Source organism: Streptomyces sp. NRRL F-6676 (assembly GCF_000725625.1).
GTDB lineage: Bacteria > Actinomycetota > Actinomycetes > Streptomycetales > Streptomycetaceae > Streptomyces.
Map to the genome: position 1 here is coordinate 1 of NZ_JOHS01000069.1, position 15,276 is coordinate 15,276.

At 69.5% G+C, this 15,276-nt stretch carries 16 protein-coding genes; 7 read left to right on the plus strand and 9 right to left on the minus strand.

All coding sequences use genetic code 11. The features are described 5' to 3' along the window. Nucleotides 1-506 precede the first annotated feature (506 nt). Nucleotides 507-674 (minus strand): hypothetical protein, encoded by a 168-nt coding sequence (locus tag IO29_RS38675; RefSeq protein ID WP_158709383.1) that lies wholly within the window; start codon nt 672-674, stop codon nt 507-509. 176 nt (nt 675-850) lie between these two features. Between IO29_RS38675 and IO29_RS28345 the strand changes: the two genes are divergently transcribed. From IO29_RS28345 to IO29_RS28355, 3 genes are all read left to right on the plus strand, one after another. Then, complete coding sequence (locus IO29_RS28345) at nt 851-1,729, plus strand: hypothetical protein (RefSeq protein ID WP_030382645.1); 879 nt, start codon at nt 851-853, stop codon at nt 1,727-1,729. A 425-nt stretch (nt 1,730-2,154) separates the two neighbouring features. Next, the gene (locus IO29_RS28350; RefSeq protein ID WP_030382646.1) at nt 2,155-2,388 is read left to right on the plus strand and encodes a hypothetical protein; all 234 of its coding nucleotides are present in this window, start codon (nt 2,155-2,157) and stop codon (nt 2,386-2,388) included. A gap of 581 nt (nt 2,389-2,969) precedes the next feature. Beyond that, nucleotides 2,970-4,001 carry a DUF3800 domain-containing protein gene (locus IO29_RS28355; RefSeq protein ID WP_051707969.1) on the plus strand — a complete coding sequence of 344 codons (1,032 nt, stop codon included), beginning with the start codon at nt 2,970-2,972 and terminating at the stop codon, nt 3,999-4,001. A 411-nt stretch (nt 4,002-4,412) separates the two neighbouring features. On the opposite strand, the gene IO29_RS28360 is transcribed toward IO29_RS28355, so the two are convergent. Then, on the minus strand, nt 4,413-4,697 hold the full coding sequence (locus IO29_RS28360) for a hypothetical protein (protein ID WP_234307663.1): 285 nt from the start codon (nt 4,695-4,697) through the stop codon (nt 4,413-4,415). 139 nt (nt 4,698-4,836) lie between these two features. Here IO29_RS28360 and IO29_RS28365 point away from each other — a divergent pair, with 139 nt between their 5' ends. From IO29_RS28365 to IO29_RS28375, 4 genes are all read left to right on the plus strand, one after another. Beyond that, nucleotides 4,837-5,997: a hypothetical protein gene (locus IO29_RS28365; protein ID WP_199806962.1), complete on the plus strand. Its 1,161-nt coding sequence runs from the start codon at nt 4,837-4,839 to the stop codon at nt 5,995-5,997. Between the two features lie 31 nt (nt 5,998-6,028). Next, nucleotides 6,029-6,163, plus strand: coding sequence for a hypothetical protein (locus tag IO29_RS40260; protein WP_324608212.1), 135 nt, complete (start codon nt 6,029-6,031; stop codon nt 6,161-6,163). 232 nt (nt 6,164-6,395) lie between these two features. Next, on the plus strand, nt 6,396-6,665 hold the full coding sequence (locus tag IO29_RS28370) for a hypothetical protein (RefSeq protein ID WP_030382651.1): 270 nt from the start codon (nt 6,396-6,398) through the stop codon (nt 6,663-6,665). Nucleotides 6,666-6,673: 8 nt separating this feature from the next. Next, a complete protein-coding gene (locus IO29_RS28375) occupies nt 6,674-7,474 on the plus strand; it encodes a hypothetical protein (protein WP_030382652.1) in 801 nt (266 codons plus the stop codon). Nucleotides 7,475-7,773: 299 nt separating this feature from the next. On the opposite strand, the gene IO29_RS28380 is transcribed toward IO29_RS28375, so the two are convergent. The 7 genes from IO29_RS28380 to IO29_RS28410 form a co-directional block, all read right to left on the minus strand. Further along, on the minus strand, nt 7,774-8,073 hold the full coding sequence (locus tag IO29_RS28380) for a hypothetical protein (RefSeq protein ID WP_030382653.1): 300 nt from the start codon (nt 8,071-8,073) through the stop codon (nt 7,774-7,776). Nucleotides 8,074-8,197: 124 nt separating this feature from the next. Further along, on the minus strand, nt 8,198-9,559 hold the full coding sequence (locus IO29_RS28385; protein WP_158709384.1) for a hypothetical protein: 1,362 nt from the start codon (nt 9,557-9,559) through the stop codon (nt 8,198-8,200). 464 nt (nt 9,560-10,023) lie between these two features. After that, complete coding sequence (locus tag IO29_RS37120) at nt 10,024-10,740, minus strand: HNH endonuclease (RefSeq protein ID WP_158709385.1); 717 nt, start codon at nt 10,738-10,740, stop codon at nt 10,024-10,026. 265 nt (nt 10,741-11,005) lie between these two features. Continuing rightward, nucleotides 11,006-12,154 (minus strand): hypothetical protein, encoded by a 1,149-nt coding sequence (locus IO29_RS28395; protein ID WP_030382656.1) that lies wholly within the window; start codon nt 12,152-12,154, stop codon nt 11,006-11,008. 221 nt (nt 12,155-12,375) lie between these two features. After that, entirely contained in the window at nt 12,376-12,993 is a 618-nt protein-coding gene (locus IO29_RS28400) for an HhH-GDP family DNA glycosylase (protein ID WP_199806963.1), read from the minus strand. Beyond that, nucleotides 12,990-14,228 carry a three-Cys-motif partner protein TcmP gene (gene tcmP, locus IO29_RS28405; protein WP_158709386.1) on the minus strand — a complete coding sequence of 413 codons (1,239 nt, stop codon included), beginning with the start codon at nt 14,226-14,228 and terminating at the stop codon, nt 12,990-12,992. Before tcmP ends, IO29_RS28400 begins: the two co-directional genes overlap by 4 nt. A 270-nt stretch (nt 14,229-14,498) precedes the next feature. Next, nucleotides 14,499-15,257, minus strand: coding sequence for a DUF5131 family protein (locus tag IO29_RS28410; protein WP_030382659.1), 759 nt, complete (start codon nt 15,255-15,257; stop codon nt 14,499-14,501). Nucleotides 15,258-15,276 lie beyond the last annotated feature (19 nt).

Consider the following 15,276-nt stretch of genomic DNA (forward strand, 5'->3'; position numbering starts at 1 on the left):
GAGCGGGTAAGAGGCTGCTGCGCAGCCTCCGAGGGAGCTCCCGCGCGTTGCGCGGGAGTTGGAGTGAAAGCCCGCGCGTTGCGCGGGAGGACTCCTCGCGTTGCGAGGAGTTGGGCTCTGCGCTGCGCTCCGAGCCATGTTTCCTTCCGGCAAGAGTTTTGCTTGATCCGGAGATTGGGCTGGTGCCTTCCGGCTCGCCGCTTACGCTCTGAGCCGGTGGCTCCCTCGTCGCTACGCTCCTTGAGGGAGCTTTGGGGTCCGTCCGCTGCGCTCCCGGACCCGGCCCGCGTTCGCGGGCGGCTGGCTACGGGGTAGAGAGTTGAGCTGGTTCGCCGCCTGTTTCCTTCGTATCGGAACTTTTGGTGAATCCGGGTTAGGGGTGGGTGCCCGGTTGCGTTGGAGGTTTCGGTGGGCGGGCCGGGGTGTGCCCGATTGGGATGAGGTGATGTCAGTCAGAGGCGACTACAGAGGTGTTGGGGTTCTCTTCGTGTGGGCGCCGAGGTGTGTCAGTCGTGCTGCCACCAGCTCACCGCCAGGCCGGCCAGAAGGGCACCGATGTGACGGGTTGCCCCGGTGACGAGTGCCAGGGAGACGAGGCGCCACCACGGGGCCGGGGTGAGTGTCACGTCAGCCTGGTGCGGGGTGGCCGAGGAGGTGCGGTTCTTCTTCAACACGGTAGAGGTCCTTCTCTCAGTCAGTCGTGGCGGCGCCCTGTGCGCGGGGTGGGTTGATGCAGCGCGGCGGCTCGCCGGGTGGTGTGTGCTGCTGTGTTGATCGTGGCAGTCGGGTGGTAGGCGCTGCATCCTCAACTGGGGCCCGGTTGGCGGGAGAACGATGTAATTTCCACCCCGTGTACACCTGGGAGAGCATCAGCGGGCCCGGCTCCATCGACGACCTCGTCGCGGATGCCCATGCGGCCGGCTATCCGGACGTGACCGTACGGCGGTTCCACGACTGGATCGCCAAGGGGCTGCTGGACCAGCCGCGGCTGCGTACCCGGCGGCGGGGTTCGGACAAGGCCGAGCACAGCGCCACCCAGCGTCGGCTGCTGCTGCTCCTGCTGGACAAGCGGCAGCAGGTACAGCATCTAAGTTCGCTCGCGCAGGTTCCGTTGGCGATGTGGCTGTGGTGGGACGGCTACGTGCCCACCCGGCAGGCGCAGCGGGCGTGGGAGACGTGGGTGGGGCGCGGCCGGCGCAACCAGGAGGTGGCCCGCGAGGGCGCTCTCGGCCTGCTGGAGCAGGTCGGGCATCAGCTGGCCACGCCGACCGCGCGGGCCCGGTTCGTGCGGAACATCACCGAGCTGGGCAACGGCAAGGCCCTGACGGTGCGCGGGCGGGCAGAATTGCTGGACGCCGTGCGGGATGTCATGGAACCGGACACCGTGTTCGCCGCCAGCATCCTCGTCCGCGCGCTCGGGCCCGCGCAGACACCGATGACCGTCGAGATGGTCGTGGACCACATCGAGGCCCTCAGCATCGCGCTGAGCCGCACCCTGGACGGGAAGGTCGACACCACGCTGCTGGAACGGGCCAAGGCCGTCCACCGAGCCTCCACGGCCGATTACCTCGCCGAGCGCGGAACCCTCGCCGCCGAGGCTGGGCAGTTGGCCGACCTCTTCCGCGAGCCCACCATCCAGGAGCAGTTCGACCAGGCCGGACGGCAGCTACTGCTCGTCCTCGGCATGCACTTGATCCGGCCCCGCAACCGGCCGGGCTCACGGCAGTAGCCATCCATGACCTTGCGTCGGTGACGAGCCAAATCACCGACGAGGCGCGGCCCTCGACGAGGCGGGGCATGGCATCTGCGGGAGCCGGACGACTACGAGCTCCTCGGCCTCGGCTGCCTCAGCACCCCCGCGGCCGCAGTGGCTGGAGCTGTATGACGGAGAGGAACTTGCCGCTCGGGAGGCAGACGCACCGGCAAGTCTTCCCACGCAGGAACACGGCAGCCTCTCAGAGGAGCTGCGCCATGATCGGCCGCCTGAACGGGCCCGAATCACAGGACGGCGCGCCGCAGTATCCCCGCCCGCGGAGCAGAGTAGGACCCGACCAATAGGCCCCTTTTCCAGCGTGAATAGGAGATAGAGGCGGTCGGCTGTAATATCCCTACGAAGCGCATTCCGCGAAAACTGAACAGGAGAAGGAGAGTCACATGGCCGACCTCGATGACGAATCCAACGAGGCGGCCGAGACCCAGGTCCCCGATCCCGTCAAGGAACCGGACGTTGAGCCGGACCAGATGGCGGCCCACACCCACGGCAAGACTTCGTGGCGTGAGGAGGCGTACATGACGCTGGGGATCGTCTACTACGGCGGTCACATCGCCCTCTGGGCGTGGCTGCAGGTGCAGGTGCAGCTCTTTCCGCTGGTCCACCCCTACATGTAGACCACGGAGCCCGACCTCACGGTCAGTGGAGTCGGGCTCCGCGACGGTCGAGGCACGCTCCAGGAGCCTTGGAAAATTCCACATCCACAAGGCTCCCGGCTGAAGATTCAACCGGACCGTGTCCGAAGACTTTGGTTGCAGCCAGATTCTTCGGACACGGTCATTCTAGCGCGCTGCGGAAGTGAGCCAATCACGCCGTAGCGCGTTTTTTCAATTTGACGGTTCTGTCGATACCTCAAATGTGGATTCACCACACCGTACCAAAGTTGCCAGGATGGCGTTTCCACCGTCCAGCACATTTCGCGTTTCGGCCCATCCGGTCACATTGCCCGTCCTGCGAATCTGCGATCCCGTAGAAACGCGAGGACTGTGAATCGGTGCACACGATGCGCCGGGCGTCCCCGCGGGACCGGCCCGGACCCGGCGAAGGCGACAGCCGTGCTCGAACGTCTGGGCGGCGCCGCGCACAACCCGCAGGCAGCCGCGTAGTGGCAGGGATCGCGGTCGTCCTGGACCACACGACCGTGTTCGGAAGGCCATTTTTGGTGGCCGGCAGCCTGTCTGCCCGGCATGCTCCGAGGATGGATGCGACCTACGATCTCCTCCCTGTCGTCTACGCCGACGAGTCCTCAAACTCCGGGCAGAACCTTCTCGATCCCGATCAGCCGGTGTTCGCACTGGCTGGGGTGCACCTGTCCGACGAGCTGTCGGCGTCGATCGTGGATGAGGTCCGTTCCCAGCTTCCTCCCACCCAGGGGGAGCCCAAGTACGGTTCCCTCGCCCGGTCGTCGAGAGGCCGAAGGGCGTTGAAGCGTGTCTTTGAGGGGCTGCCCGAGGGAAGCGTTCGTAGCTACCTGTTGGACAAGCGGTTCATGGTGATCACCAAGCTGGTCGACGTTCTGGTGGAGCCGCTGGCCGATGCGGATGGTCTCAACCTGTATGAACGCCAGGGTGGTAGGGCCTTGGCCGAGTTGCTGCGTATGGGCGGCCTGGCCCTCGGCGACGCTGCGGCCTTTCATCAGATGCTCCAGGCCTTCGTCGACTGGGTACGTCAGCGGGTGGCGACCGACGACCTGTTCACTGCCATAACCGCCTACAAGGTGTCGATTCCGGAGAAGCACATGGATTTCGCCAGTTGGATCGAGGTGCTGGAGTGCTGCCGGGATGTGGCCGATGCGACCGCCGTCGACCTCGCGACCGGCGAACAGCGCGACATCCTGGACCCTGCTGTCCCGGCGCTGTACTGCCTGTGCACCAGCTTCGGTGAAGCCGTCGGGCGGTTCCGTCTCGTTCATGACACCTCAAAGGTGATCGACCGAAACGCGATGCTGCTGCGCATGGCGCACCTCCTCCCGGACCTCGCCCGCCCTGGCCGCTTCAATGACCCGTTCCCGGCCGTGCAGATCGACTTCGCAGACAGCACCTCCCACCCCCAGCTCCAGGTCGCGGACTGGGCAGCTGGAGCAGTACGGCAATGGGCCGCCCACCTGGCGGTCGGCGGCGGTGACCGGTTCTCGGAGGAACTGGCGGACGTGGTGCAGCCCTGGGTGGTCGGCGCTGTATGGCCGACCGGGACCGTCGATCTGCACGCGTCCGGGCCCGGAGAGCGGTGATCATGCTGCGTTCCGAGGCCAGGGCGACAGCCGACGGAGCGGGTGCGTGAGCAAGCGCAGCCACACGCACAAGCGCAGGGTGTACGGCGCTCCCCCTGATTGCGGTGACACCCGCCACGGGGCAGCGGCGAGGAGGACCTGGTGGGTCCCGGGGGTGGTGAGCGGGACCAGCGCGAGGTGGTCGGCGATGGAGCGGATCTCCACCGGGCGCTGCGCTCCGCTCATGCCGTCGCCGGTGGCCAACTCGGTACAGGAGCTGGAGGGAGCGTAGGCAGAGAAGGGCCAGGGCGGCCACGACCTGCGTCGGCGCAGCCGACCAAACAGTGCCGTGCTTGTCACACAGCGGGGCGAGCAGCTCAGCGCCCCCGGCGGCGAGGTTCTCCCGGTCAGGCGACACCGTACGGCGCTGTCCTATGGACGGTCGCGATACCAGGGGGCGAGGCGCAGCAGGAGGTGGAGGGTGCGGCGGGCGGCGGTGCGGCGGGCGGGATTGGGGGCGTAGGCGGCGCCGAGGGCGAGGGCGGCGGTGAGGGCCAGGAGCAGCAGGAGGCCGGTGCCGGCGTAGGCGAGGGCGGTGCGGCCGCTGGCGGTGGGGGCGAGCAGGAGCGCGGTGGCGGCTGCGGGGGTTGTACGGGCGGGCAGGTTTCGGGCACGACGGGAGGGGGCGGGGTGGGGCCGTCGGGGGCGCGCGGGCATGGGCGAGCGGCTCCTTCCTGAGGTGTACGGGCGTCCGGGTGGTTCCCCAGGCCCTTGTCGAGGACTGGTGGTGTTCCCAGTTCAGCGGGTACGCGGGAGTCTGTTTACGGGTGCCTCGCGGGGTTCTAATCTCGGGTGTGTGGCGAGAGGAGAGCCAAGTCCGGCGGATGTAGAGCTGATCGGGCGTCTGGAGGCGCTCGGCATCGTGGTGTCGGCGGCGCAGTTGGAGCGGTGGCGGGGGCTGGGGCTGTTGCCCCGGCATGCGCGGGTGTGGCTGGGGCGGGGGCGCGGTTCGGTGTCGGTGCTGGCCGAGGAGACCGTCGCGGTGACCGCGGTGCTCGGGCGGCACGCGCGCCCGGGGCGGGATGTGCACTGGACGGTGATCGCCTGGTACGCCGAGGCCGGACACCCGGTCCCGCCCGGGCAGTTGGCGGTGCCGGAGCCTCCGTGGCCGGCCGTGCGGGAGGCCCTGGTGTGGGCGATGCGGCGCTCGACGGCGCAGCGTCTGGTCGAGTCGGCCCGTACGGCGGCCCGCGGGAGTGAGGAGGAGCAGGACGCCTTCTACACCGAGGCTGGGCGGGTGATGGGGCGCGGGCACGCCGGACCCGCGCACCCCGAGGTGATGCGGCGGTTCCTGGAGGATCCAGACGCCGAGCTCGACCAGGGCGAGGACCGCCGGCGGCGCGGGGTGGTGAGCGTGGTCACGGCCACGGCCATGGGCGCGAGCGAGGTCGGCGGTGAGCGGCTCGTCGACGCGCTCGCCACCCTCATGCCCGGCCTCGACTGGACCGGTGTGGCCGCGAATGCGCGGCAGGCCGAGGAGAGCGGCGAGTTCGACGGGTGGGTCCGAGCCGGGGCCGTCGACCCGCTCGGCCTGCTCCAGGCGGCCGGTGTCGGGGAGATGGCCGCCGCCCGCCGCGCCGCTGCGGTGCTCGCGGGGATCGGCGGCCTGTACCTGATGCACGGGCTCGGCATGCCCGACAACCCCGCCCTCGCCCGCCTGCGAGCGGTTCTGGAGGAGTCCGGCTTCTCCCTGATCGTGGCCCAGATGGTGCCGATGATGATCAACCCGTCAAGCACCGTGCACGCCCTGACCATGTGCCTGGTCCCCGAGATCGCCGCGCTCGCTGGCCGGTTGGAGCCGGTGCTGGTCGAAGCCGGTGCTGGTCGAAGCCGGACGGGAGCTGCTGCGGCTGCCCGGTGCCGAGGAGGAGGGACCGGAAGCGTTCGTGCAGGCATGGATCGGCCACTTCCACCAGCTCACCGACCGGGCACACGCCCGCCGCACCGGCACCCCTGAGGCCACCGACGGGGGGCCGTCCACGCGAGCGTTGTCGGACACCGGGCAGGCCGGGGGCAGCACGGACAGGGCGGACCCTGTCGAGCAGCTCCACGGCGTCGGCGGCGGGTCCGACGTCCGCGGCGATTTCGGCCCGCACGGCGACCAGGTCGCGGCCCAGGTGTAGACCCTGGAGCGGGTCGCGGACCGCGCGCCAGGCCTCCGCCGCGCTGCCGTGGACACGGTCTGCTCACTTCTCAGGCTGGCCTGCGGCTTCGCGCCGCAGAGGGAAGCAACGTCGCCTCCGGGCACAGGCTTGTGAAAGTCGCGGGAGCGGGGCGGGCGGTCCCACCATCGGCTCACCGCGCCGGGCGCCCCCGGGCCGCGGACGTCCCGCCGTCTCGCCTGGAGGCCCCGTCGTGCTCACTCCCCCGTCCACCGCCGAGCCCGCCGGCGGTCCGGTGGCCCCGGCCGAGGCCACCACTGGCAGGATCGGTGCGGGCGAGGCGGCCGTCGTCATCACCGTGGTCGCCGCGGTGACGCTGCTCGCCGTCCTTCAGCGCCCGATCCCCGTGGTGCTGACCCTGCTCGCGGGCGCCGTGGGGCTGCTGCTCGTCGGCCGTCGCGCGGCCCGGCTCCTGGCCGTCATCGCCGAGCTCGCCGCCGCCGCTGGCGGCAGTCGCGAGTGAGCTGCACGGTGACCGAACCGGTGGAACTGGCGCGGCTGCGCAGCTGGTTGCGCGCGGCGAAGGGACGGCACACCTTCGCCGCCCTGGCGCGGCGGGCCGACGCCGGGAAGTTGCCGGTCTCGGTGTGCACGCTGCGCCGGGCCCTGGACGGGCGGCTTCCCAGCCCGCGCACCGTCCAGGCGTTCGCCCGGGCCGCGGGCGCCGACGAGGAGGAGGGCGCGCGGGTGTGGGCGGCGGCCGCGGCCGCCGTACGCCCCAAGCCCGTGCGGAAGCCGTCCGCGTACGTGCCCGGGTCCGACATCACCACTCTGACGGGGCTGGCCGCGGCCATGCAGAAGGTGAGGGCGGCGGCGGGCGGGCCGAGCCTGCGCCGGCTGGTCGACTCGCCCGACGCCGGAGGTCGCCTCTCGCGCGGCGCCCTGCACAACGCCCTGCACGCGCGGCGACTGCCCAGCGAGGAGTTGCTGGCCGGCTTCGCCGCGGCGTGCGGCGCCGGCGAGGAGACCGCTCGCGCGCTGCTCGCCGCCCGCGCACGGATCCTGGCCGGCCCCCCGACCCGGCCCTCGCTGATGTACCCGTGTGGCGTCGTCGAGGAGGTCGAGTCGCGGCGCGAGCAGGATGCGGTGGTGCGCCACTGGATCCCGGACGAGGAGGACCTCGACTGGTACGAGCGGCAGTTGCGTGACGAGGAAGAGGCCGAGCAGCAGCAGGCGGAGGCCTGGGTCGACGGCCTCACCGACGACGAGCTGGAGGAGCTGCTGCGGGCACGGAACGCGGCCGGCGTAGGGCAAAGCAGCCTTCGGGCCTAACTCGCCGCGTACGCCCGGGCGGCGGGCAAGCCCGGCGGCTGATGGTCGCGGCCGTTATGGCTGCGCGCGCTGGTCGCGCGCCGACGGAGTGCGGCGCCCAGCCGCATGTCGGCTGCCCTCTCCCCGGTGGGACCTTGCGTCCGGGGTGCGGTGGGGCCGCCTTCGAGTATCAGCGGATCTGCGCGAAGAGCACTCACCAGGGGGCTGTCGGCCCTGGCTCGCAGCGCCGGGCGTTGGCGGGCGACAGCTCCGGGCGCATTCGGTGCCAGCGCGCCAGGTGGCGCCAGCGTCCAACACCGTCACGTGGGACCAGGGCGGTCGGCGGCATCAGGAGCCGGAGCGTCAGCCTGCCGTGTGGTCCGGGGAGCCGTACGGTGAACGCCGCGACGCTGCTGGTGGTTCCAGCGGGCGCGCCACCAGGCCAGCCGGTGGGGGGACTCCTGAGGGAAGACCGACTCGATGACGGCTACGACCAGGACGAGGAAGAAGCAGGTGAAGGCCAGGGCGGTCAGCCACCAGGGGGCGCCGATCAGTACTAGGACGATGCCGCCGATGCCAGTGGCAGCGGACGAGATCAGCGGTCGGTTCGGGTTGTGCATCGAAGGTCTCCCCCTCAGGCGGGCGCACCGGTGCGGTACGCGGGATGTCAGGAATCCGGGCGCTTTCTGCTCGGCCTGCATCCAGTTCTACGGCGAGGGTTCCTCGGTGATGTATCGGTGGGTGTCACATGCGGCGGCGGGCGTTGCGAGCTCTGGGGGCGTAGCGGTCGAACGCGTAGGCCCATGCCTGTTGCATGGACTGCTGTGTGATCAGGGAGCTGCGTGCGTGTGCGACGGCGGCCAGCCACTGCACCAGGTCCGTGGAGGTTCCGGCGAGGAACTCGCCGGCCACCGACAGCCCGGGCCACCGCCAGGTCGCCTTGTGTGCCCGGAGAAGTGCACCGATCGACGGGTCGGGGCGGGTGGCTACCTGCGTGAACTGGCGGACGTTGCCACGCAACTGTCGGAGGTACTGCAGATCCTCCTCGTCGCAATCGCCGTCGGTGAGGAGGTCGATGACCTCGTCCATGCTGGTCAGGGTCGCCGCGCGTGCGTCGGCCATGGCGCGCTGGCGTTCCTCGGCGCTGATGAGGCCGAAGTCGTACGCTGGGCCGACGGGGATGTCCAGGGCAAGGCGGAGGTCGGGGTCGTCGTCGGCGTCGAATTGGTGGTTCCACTCGACGAGCAGGGCCTCGATGTAGCTGACGACCTGCTCGGGCTTGAGGCCTGTCGCAGGGGCGAGAAGTGCTTCGACGCCGGGCACGGGTTCGAGACTCAGCCGGTTGGGCTGGCGCTGCAGCGGCCATACAGTTTGCTTGTTGCGGTAGAGGAAGACCAGGGCGCGGCCCTGGTCCGTCCATGTCGCGTACGGCTGTGGCAGCCGGCCGTTGTGTGCGGGGTCGGGGACGAACGCGTGCCATCCCGGCGGGCGGGACAGCACCCAGCCGGGCGGACGGACCACGTACTCGGCGGTGTCCGTCTGGATGCGGCCGGTGAGCCAGTCCCCAAGGTTGTCCAGGCTGACCTGGCGCTCAGCCCGCCATACCGCTCCCCCGCCGCGCCCGCTCCAGTCGTAGCTCGTTGTTCCCCGCTGCAGGTGGGCCCGACGGTCCCCATTGACGTAGAGGGTGTCCAGGTACAAGTCGTTCCAGTCCTCGCCCTCCTCCTGCAGCAGCTGCTCGTTGGCCTCGGCTTGCGGACCGGTGAGCAGTTCGCGGGCGATGTTGGCCGCGACCTGAAAGCGGGCCGGGGAGTGCCAGGCCACGTCCTTCTCCAGAGCCGTCACCAACGCCAACAGGTGCTGCGTATCTGGGTCCAGCATGGTTTCGGGTGTCCCGGCTGTCGCATCGCGCGCCGCCACCGCGGCCTCCAGGAGAGCGCGTTCCGGACCGGTACAGAGCCCGGCGGTCGCCAGCCTCCACAAGTTGCGGGCAGCGCGGTGGTGCAGGAGGGGAAGCAACCCGTCCAGGAAGTCGTCCGTGAACGGTTCGGCGACCGCGATTGCGGTCATCACGGCGTCGGTCAGTTGCCCGGCTCTGGTAGTCACGGAAGGCGCGCTGATACTGCCCTGGCAGGACCAGCGAGACCGCGCGGGCCCACTCCAGCAGGTCGGGGCTGGCCCGCAGCCGTAGGGGCCGGTCCTGGCGGGGATCCTTTCGCCAGCGCGGCGGCGGCGGATAGCGCAGCACGGTGGAGATGTGGGTCAGCCTGTCGTCGGTGTCCGTCTGCTCCTGCCGCTCGACGTGCCCGGCCAGCAACCGGCGCACGGTCGCATCCCGCGAGGTGCCCTCTCTGGCCATGACCGCACTCAACGCCTCGAAAGCACATGGCGGAAGCCGGACGTTGGTCTCTGTGGTCTTCGGATGGACAGCCACAGCGCGATTATCAACCGGACACGGTCCAGGGGAGACGCATCCGGCCTGTTCACTCCTTTCTGCCGGCTCGAGTTGGTCAGAAGCGTGGCCCGGCCCCGACGGGGAGAGCCGGGCCACGCTGACGCTTCGTGTGGGCTTACTCGAAGCGGTCGGTGAGGGAGGCGAGGGTCCGGTCGCGGTCGGCGTCGTCCAAAGACGCGAGGAGCGCGGCGCACTGTTCCAGGACGGCCTTGCTGCGGGGCGCCATCGCGCCCTTGGCCCGGGCAGCGTCGCTGTCCTGAGCAGCGTCCAGTTCCCTCGCGACAGACCTGAGGCGCTCTCGCAGCGCAGCACGGCCGGCTCCGCGGGTCTTGTTGGCATGGCAGTTAGGACACAGGGCGATCATGGCGCTGGGGTGATCGCGGCCTCCTCGGGCATGGTCGTCGATGTGGTCGACTTCCAGCAGGGAGCCGCCTGCCGCCGTCCGGTAGGGAAGCGCGGGCAGGAGACACCATGGGTTCTCACATCGGCCCTCACTGCGCAGCAGGACCGCCTCGCGTGCCTCGCGGTCGCGCACCCGGCGGGAGCCTGCGGTGTCGGCGCGCTGCTCGTGGTTTCCGTCTGCCTCGCGCTTCTCCACCCTGCGTCGCAGCTCGCGGTACCGCTCCTGCGGTGGCACCGTCCGCGCGCGGATCCGTCGGCGGGAGAACGGCTGTGGCCGCAGGGACAGCTCAGCGCGGGCCGCGCCTACGTGGTGATTCGCCTCCCGGTGTCGTCCGAGCCACAGCGTTCGGTGCTGCCCGTCCAGGACCGTCAAGTAGTCGACGGGAGACAGGCGTCCAGCGACCGTTGCGGCGACGATCAGACCTGCCACGGTCTTTCCCAGGCCGACGCCAGTCTGTGTGGCCAGCTTGTAGCCTATGCCGAACCGTCCCAGGGCAGCTCGGCGGTCTTCTCCGGATGCCGGACGTGGTGTCTGCCGTCCTCGCAGCCAGGTGGGCAGGTCTCGTCGTTCCGGCCCGTCACTCCCCCACACTTGTCCCCCTCGTTCTCCTCTGGTCAAGACGGCAGGTTCTCACCCCCCACTGACAATCGCCTGGCTGCGGGCCGACGTCACGACGCGGGCCTTGGTCGCTCCGCTATCGGCTCTGGTAGACGTGAGCCTCAGCGCTCAACTGACGTAGACAGTCAAGCAGAGCCGTGGGGTTCGACCTCACCTCCGCGATTCGGGTGAGCGCACGCGCGACCGTCGCGTCATCCAGGGAGGCCACCCACGCTGTGATCACCTCTCTGTCGGCTCCCACTGGTGGCATGGCGAGGATTTCGGGGAGATCGCGGCGGGCGATGGTGACCTGCATGCTCAGGATGCCCCGGTCTGCTGCAGGCGTGGTGCCCGCCGACTGCAGGGCTTGCCTGAGGTCAGGGTGTCCGATCGTGATATCGAGCTGAGGCGGGATCGCGGTGCCCTGGCGGGTTCCGGTGATGAGGATCGGGATGGCCGTGGTCCGAACCCATTCTTCGAGGTAGCCCAGCTCTTTCAGTGCTATGTGCCAGACCTGGGTGTGCGGGCGCTGCACGCACACGGTCGGAACGATCGAGAGCGCGATGCGGGTGTAGCGGGGGCCACTGGCGAGGATGTCTCCGGGTTGGAGAGGAAGGCCGTGGCCGGGCTGCGGATTGCGCTCCAGAGGAAGAGCGACGGTGAGATCGGGGTGCTGGTGGTCGGGATAGACGGCGCCGAGGCGGGTCGCGGCGACGGCCGGGGTACGGTGCTTGGCCAGGTTCGTGTGCTCAGCCAGGAGTCGGAGCGGGTGGTCCTCGACGTCGCGGCGCTGGAAGGGCTGCAGTCCTCGGATGCGCTCGGTGAGCTCAGCGCCGACTGCTAGTGGAGCCAGTCGGCGCCGTTGCCCGTGGGCGAGCCAGGCGTCGAAGCGGGCCGACTCGGAGCACGCCGGCATCTCGATGCATCGTGCCTCCTGGTCAGTCAGCGGGCGCTTAAGACAGTGCTCGACTTCGGCATACAGGGTGTGTTCCAGGGCGGCACGGAGCTGGGTAAGGGCATCCGCGACCAGGCGGGGCAGTACCTCGGGTATCGGCGCAACGGCAGTCACTTTGAGGTGCATCCGGTCGCCCTGCACGGTCTCCGCGAGAGTCAACGGGCCCTGGTCGGTGTAGTCGTGGACGATTCGCGAGATGTGCGCGATCAGCTGATCCACGTGGGCCAGGGTGGGCACCACATGCAGTTGGTGATCCGGTAGCCAGGCGCAGTGGACGGCGGAAGTGCTCATGACCGGGAGCGTAGCCACAGCGTGTGCCCGTTGGCGTTCCAAATTCCCTCCGCTGAACAACCGGACGGCAGCATCGTTGGCGGATCCCAGCATGATGCCCCCGCCCGGTGAACAGGGCTTGGACTCTTGTACTCAGAAGGGAAGCGTCATCCGATGGCGGCGTGCGGCTCGCGAACGCTGAGCACGCCGGAAACGGCGAGCTCGCAGGTCTGGCGGTCCCCCTAGTGCGCCTGCGCCTTGCTCTTGCTTCGCCAGACGGCGTGCTCCAGGCCTGCTGGGTCGTGTCCGAGCCGGGTGGCAGCGGCCTCGTACACGGCGCGCAGTTGCTGGTAGCTCAGGGCGGGGAGGCCGGCGTCGGCGGCGAAGGCGCGCAGGTGGACGTCGACGGCGATGTGGGAGCGGCCGACGAGGTTGCCGATGTAGTCCACCGTCTTGGGCCCGACGCCGTGGACGGTCCGCAGGGCAGCGCGGTTTGCTGTGTGGGTGAGCCAGGCGTTCAGGTCGTCGCGGGTGTCGACGTGGTGGGCGGCCAGCAGGTCGGTGATGCGGTGGGCGATGGTGACCCTGCGGGGGTCGTGGAAGTTCATGGCGGTGGCGAGGTCGCAGGTGGCCAGGCGTGTTCGGAAGCTCTGCACGGTGGAGGCGTCCGGCCAGGCGGTTTGCAGTGCGAGGAGCCGCGGGCGGATCGTCGTCTCGTAGTTGCGGCGTGCCTGGAAGCTGGCGTCGCAGATGACGGCGCCCATGTGCGTCCAGCCGCCGGGCGCGTGGAATGGTCCGTCGCCGAGGCTGGAGCGCAGGTGGTCGGTGAGCCGTTGAACGTCGCGGTGGTTTGCGGTCATGGTTGGCGTCGTTGTGGGGGCGGGGTGACGCGCAGTCTGCGTACGTCGCCGACTCCGTTGCAGCTGGTCTTGCCGTCTTTGTGGAGTTGTTTCACCGCGGCTCTGATGTGTTTGTTGCGGGCTTGGCCGAGGACGCCGGCGAGGATCTCGCTCTGATGGTCGTCGATGGTGAAGGTGCCTAGCTGCTGCTGGAGGCCTTCGAGGTTCTTTCGGATCCTTGCCACCCATGCGCGGGCGCGCTGTTCTTCTTCGTCGTCGAAGGTGTCGCCGGCGTTGAAGAGCGTGCCCTCCTCGGGCGGAGGAAGACAGGCGCGGCGCCATTCGACCTGGGCGAGGCTGGCGGCTTCGCCGAACAGCCACATGCCTTCCTTGTGACGGCTGAAGTGGACCAGGCAGTAGGCGACCTGGTGGTGGGCGCGGTTGCGGACGTCGATGGTCCAGTAACCGCCGCGCACGGCGCGGGCGACGCGGTCGGCGAAACCGGTGGTGATGCGTCTGACGGCTTCGGTGTTGTTCTGGGAGGCCAGGAACTCTTCGCGCCACCAGGAGCCTCCGCAGGCCGCGTCCATGGCGCGCAGCGTGGCCGGTTTGCCGGGAGTGTCCTTGGGGCTGGTGAGCAGTCCTCCGATGCGGCGTACGGCGTTGGCGTTGAAGTTGAGCAGTACCTCCGTCGCGTGACGTCCGGTGGTTCCGTGGACGCTGCGGGAGCCGAAGATCTGCTGGGTGAGGGTCTCGAAGCTCAGTCCGAGGCCGAAGGGGTCCAGGAAGGCGAACAGGGGTGCCCCTGCGGCGCGGTCGAGTATCTGTCCGAGGTGCTTCTCGACATGCCCCTTCAGGGCGTGTGCGGCCAGGCCCTGGGCGCTGGCTTCGCTGACGAGGGCGGCTAGGGACTGGTAGTTCTTGGGTGCGCGTTCGACGAAGTAGCAGTCGAGCTGGCGGAAGCCCGCGATGCGGGCTGCGGAGTCCAGGATCAGGGCGGGTGAGCCGGGGGTTCCGTCCTCGTAGCGGCCGGGTCCGGCGTAGCCGTCCAGGTAGACCACGCGGCCGTGCGGGGCGTACCGGCCGACCTTGCTGGCGAAGGGCACGACGTAGCTGTCGAGTATGGCGTGCTTGAGGACTGCGGCGGCCTTCTTGCTGACGAAGAACGGGCTGCTGCTGTCGAGCCCCCTTTCCCCGGCGCTTTCACCGCTCAGGTCGAGAACGTCGTCGTCGAGCACTGCCTCTGATGCGCCCAAGATCCCGCCCTACCAGCTCGAAGGACATGGTTAGGCTGATTTTGCGGCAGATACCGTGGTTGTGTACCGGTGTTGCGCACAAATGGCTTGTCCAGATCCGGCCGACTGTGCGGCTGCAGACGTGGAATGACTTCTTCCGGCCGGGTGGTGGCCGACTGGCGTCCTCGCCTGCATGCCCGCACGCTGTGGCCGGAGTCCGGCTTCCAGGGACACGGGGCGCACTGCTGCTGCGGACCGCGAAGTGGGGGTGACGCTGCTGGGTATCCGGCCTCAGCGTGCGGGCAGGGCCAGGGCGCGGTGAGGCATGGCGTCCCAGGTGCGGCCTTCCAGTTCGCGGCCGCCGGCCTTGGGCGTGCGTCCGCCCCACTGCTTGAAGAAGAAGGCCACCTCGGCCTGCTGGCAGGTGTCGCGGATGTGCGTGACCCAGGCCGCCTCGAGCGGACGGTGGCCGGGGCCGGACTCGCCTCCGGCGATCACCCAGTCGATGCCGGACAGTTCCAGCCCGTGCAGCGGGCCCAGGAGAGGCTCGCATGAGAGGAACTTCACCGCGGCGGGGATCTGCCGCAGGTCGTCGACGCGGGCCAGTTCCTTCGCACTCTCCACCGACACGCCCATCCAGAGGTTGGCCGGCCACTCAAGCCGGTCGGCGACCTGCCGAAGACGCCGGGCGCGCTTGGTGAGGACTTGATAGGTGTGCTGAGGGGTGTCGGCGATCACCTCAAAGACGCGGCGCACGTAGTCCAGCGGCACGCGGGCATGGAAAAGGTCGCTCATGGAGTTCACGAACACCGTGCGCGGGCTCTTCCAGCCGTAGGGAACATCCAGTGCTCCCGGGTGCAGTGTCAGCCCGAACCCCGGCCCGGAGGTCCGTGGATCACCGTCGGCCTGGTACTTCGCCGACCCCATGGCCTTCAGCCGCCTGGCCAGCGCGAGCGCGTAGCAGTTGTCGCAGCCTGCTGAGACGCGGTCGCATCCCGTGGTCGGGTTCCACGTCGCCTCGGTCCACTCGATCGCGCTGCGATCACTCACCGGCCGGCCCTCCATCCTC

Excerpts from the sequence above, each read along its gene's own strand:
- IO29_RS28350 (WP_030382646.1), top strand. The coding sequence starts at position 2,155 with ATGGCCGACCTCGATGACGAATCCAACGAGGCGGCCGAGACCCAGGTC.
- IO29_RS28355 (WP_051707969.1), top strand. The coding sequence starts at position 2,970 with ATGGATGCGACCTACGATCTCCTCCCTGTCGTCTACGCCGACGAGTCC.
- IO29_RS28360 (WP_234307663.1), bottom strand. The coding sequence starts at position 4,697 with ATGCCCGCGCGCCCCCGACGGCCCCACCCCGCCCCCTCCCGTCGTGCC.
- IO29_RS28380 (WP_030382653.1), bottom strand. The coding sequence starts at position 8,073 with ATGCACAACCCGAACCGACCGCTGATCTCGTCCGCTGCCACTGGCATC.
- IO29_RS28395 (WP_030382656.1), bottom strand. The coding sequence starts at position 12,154 with ATGAGCACTTCCGCCGTCCACTGCGCCTGGCTACCGGATCACCAACTG.
- IO29_RS28400 (WP_199806963.1), bottom strand. The coding sequence starts at position 12,993 with ATGACCGCAAACCACCGCGACGTTCAACGGCTCACCGACCACCTGCGC.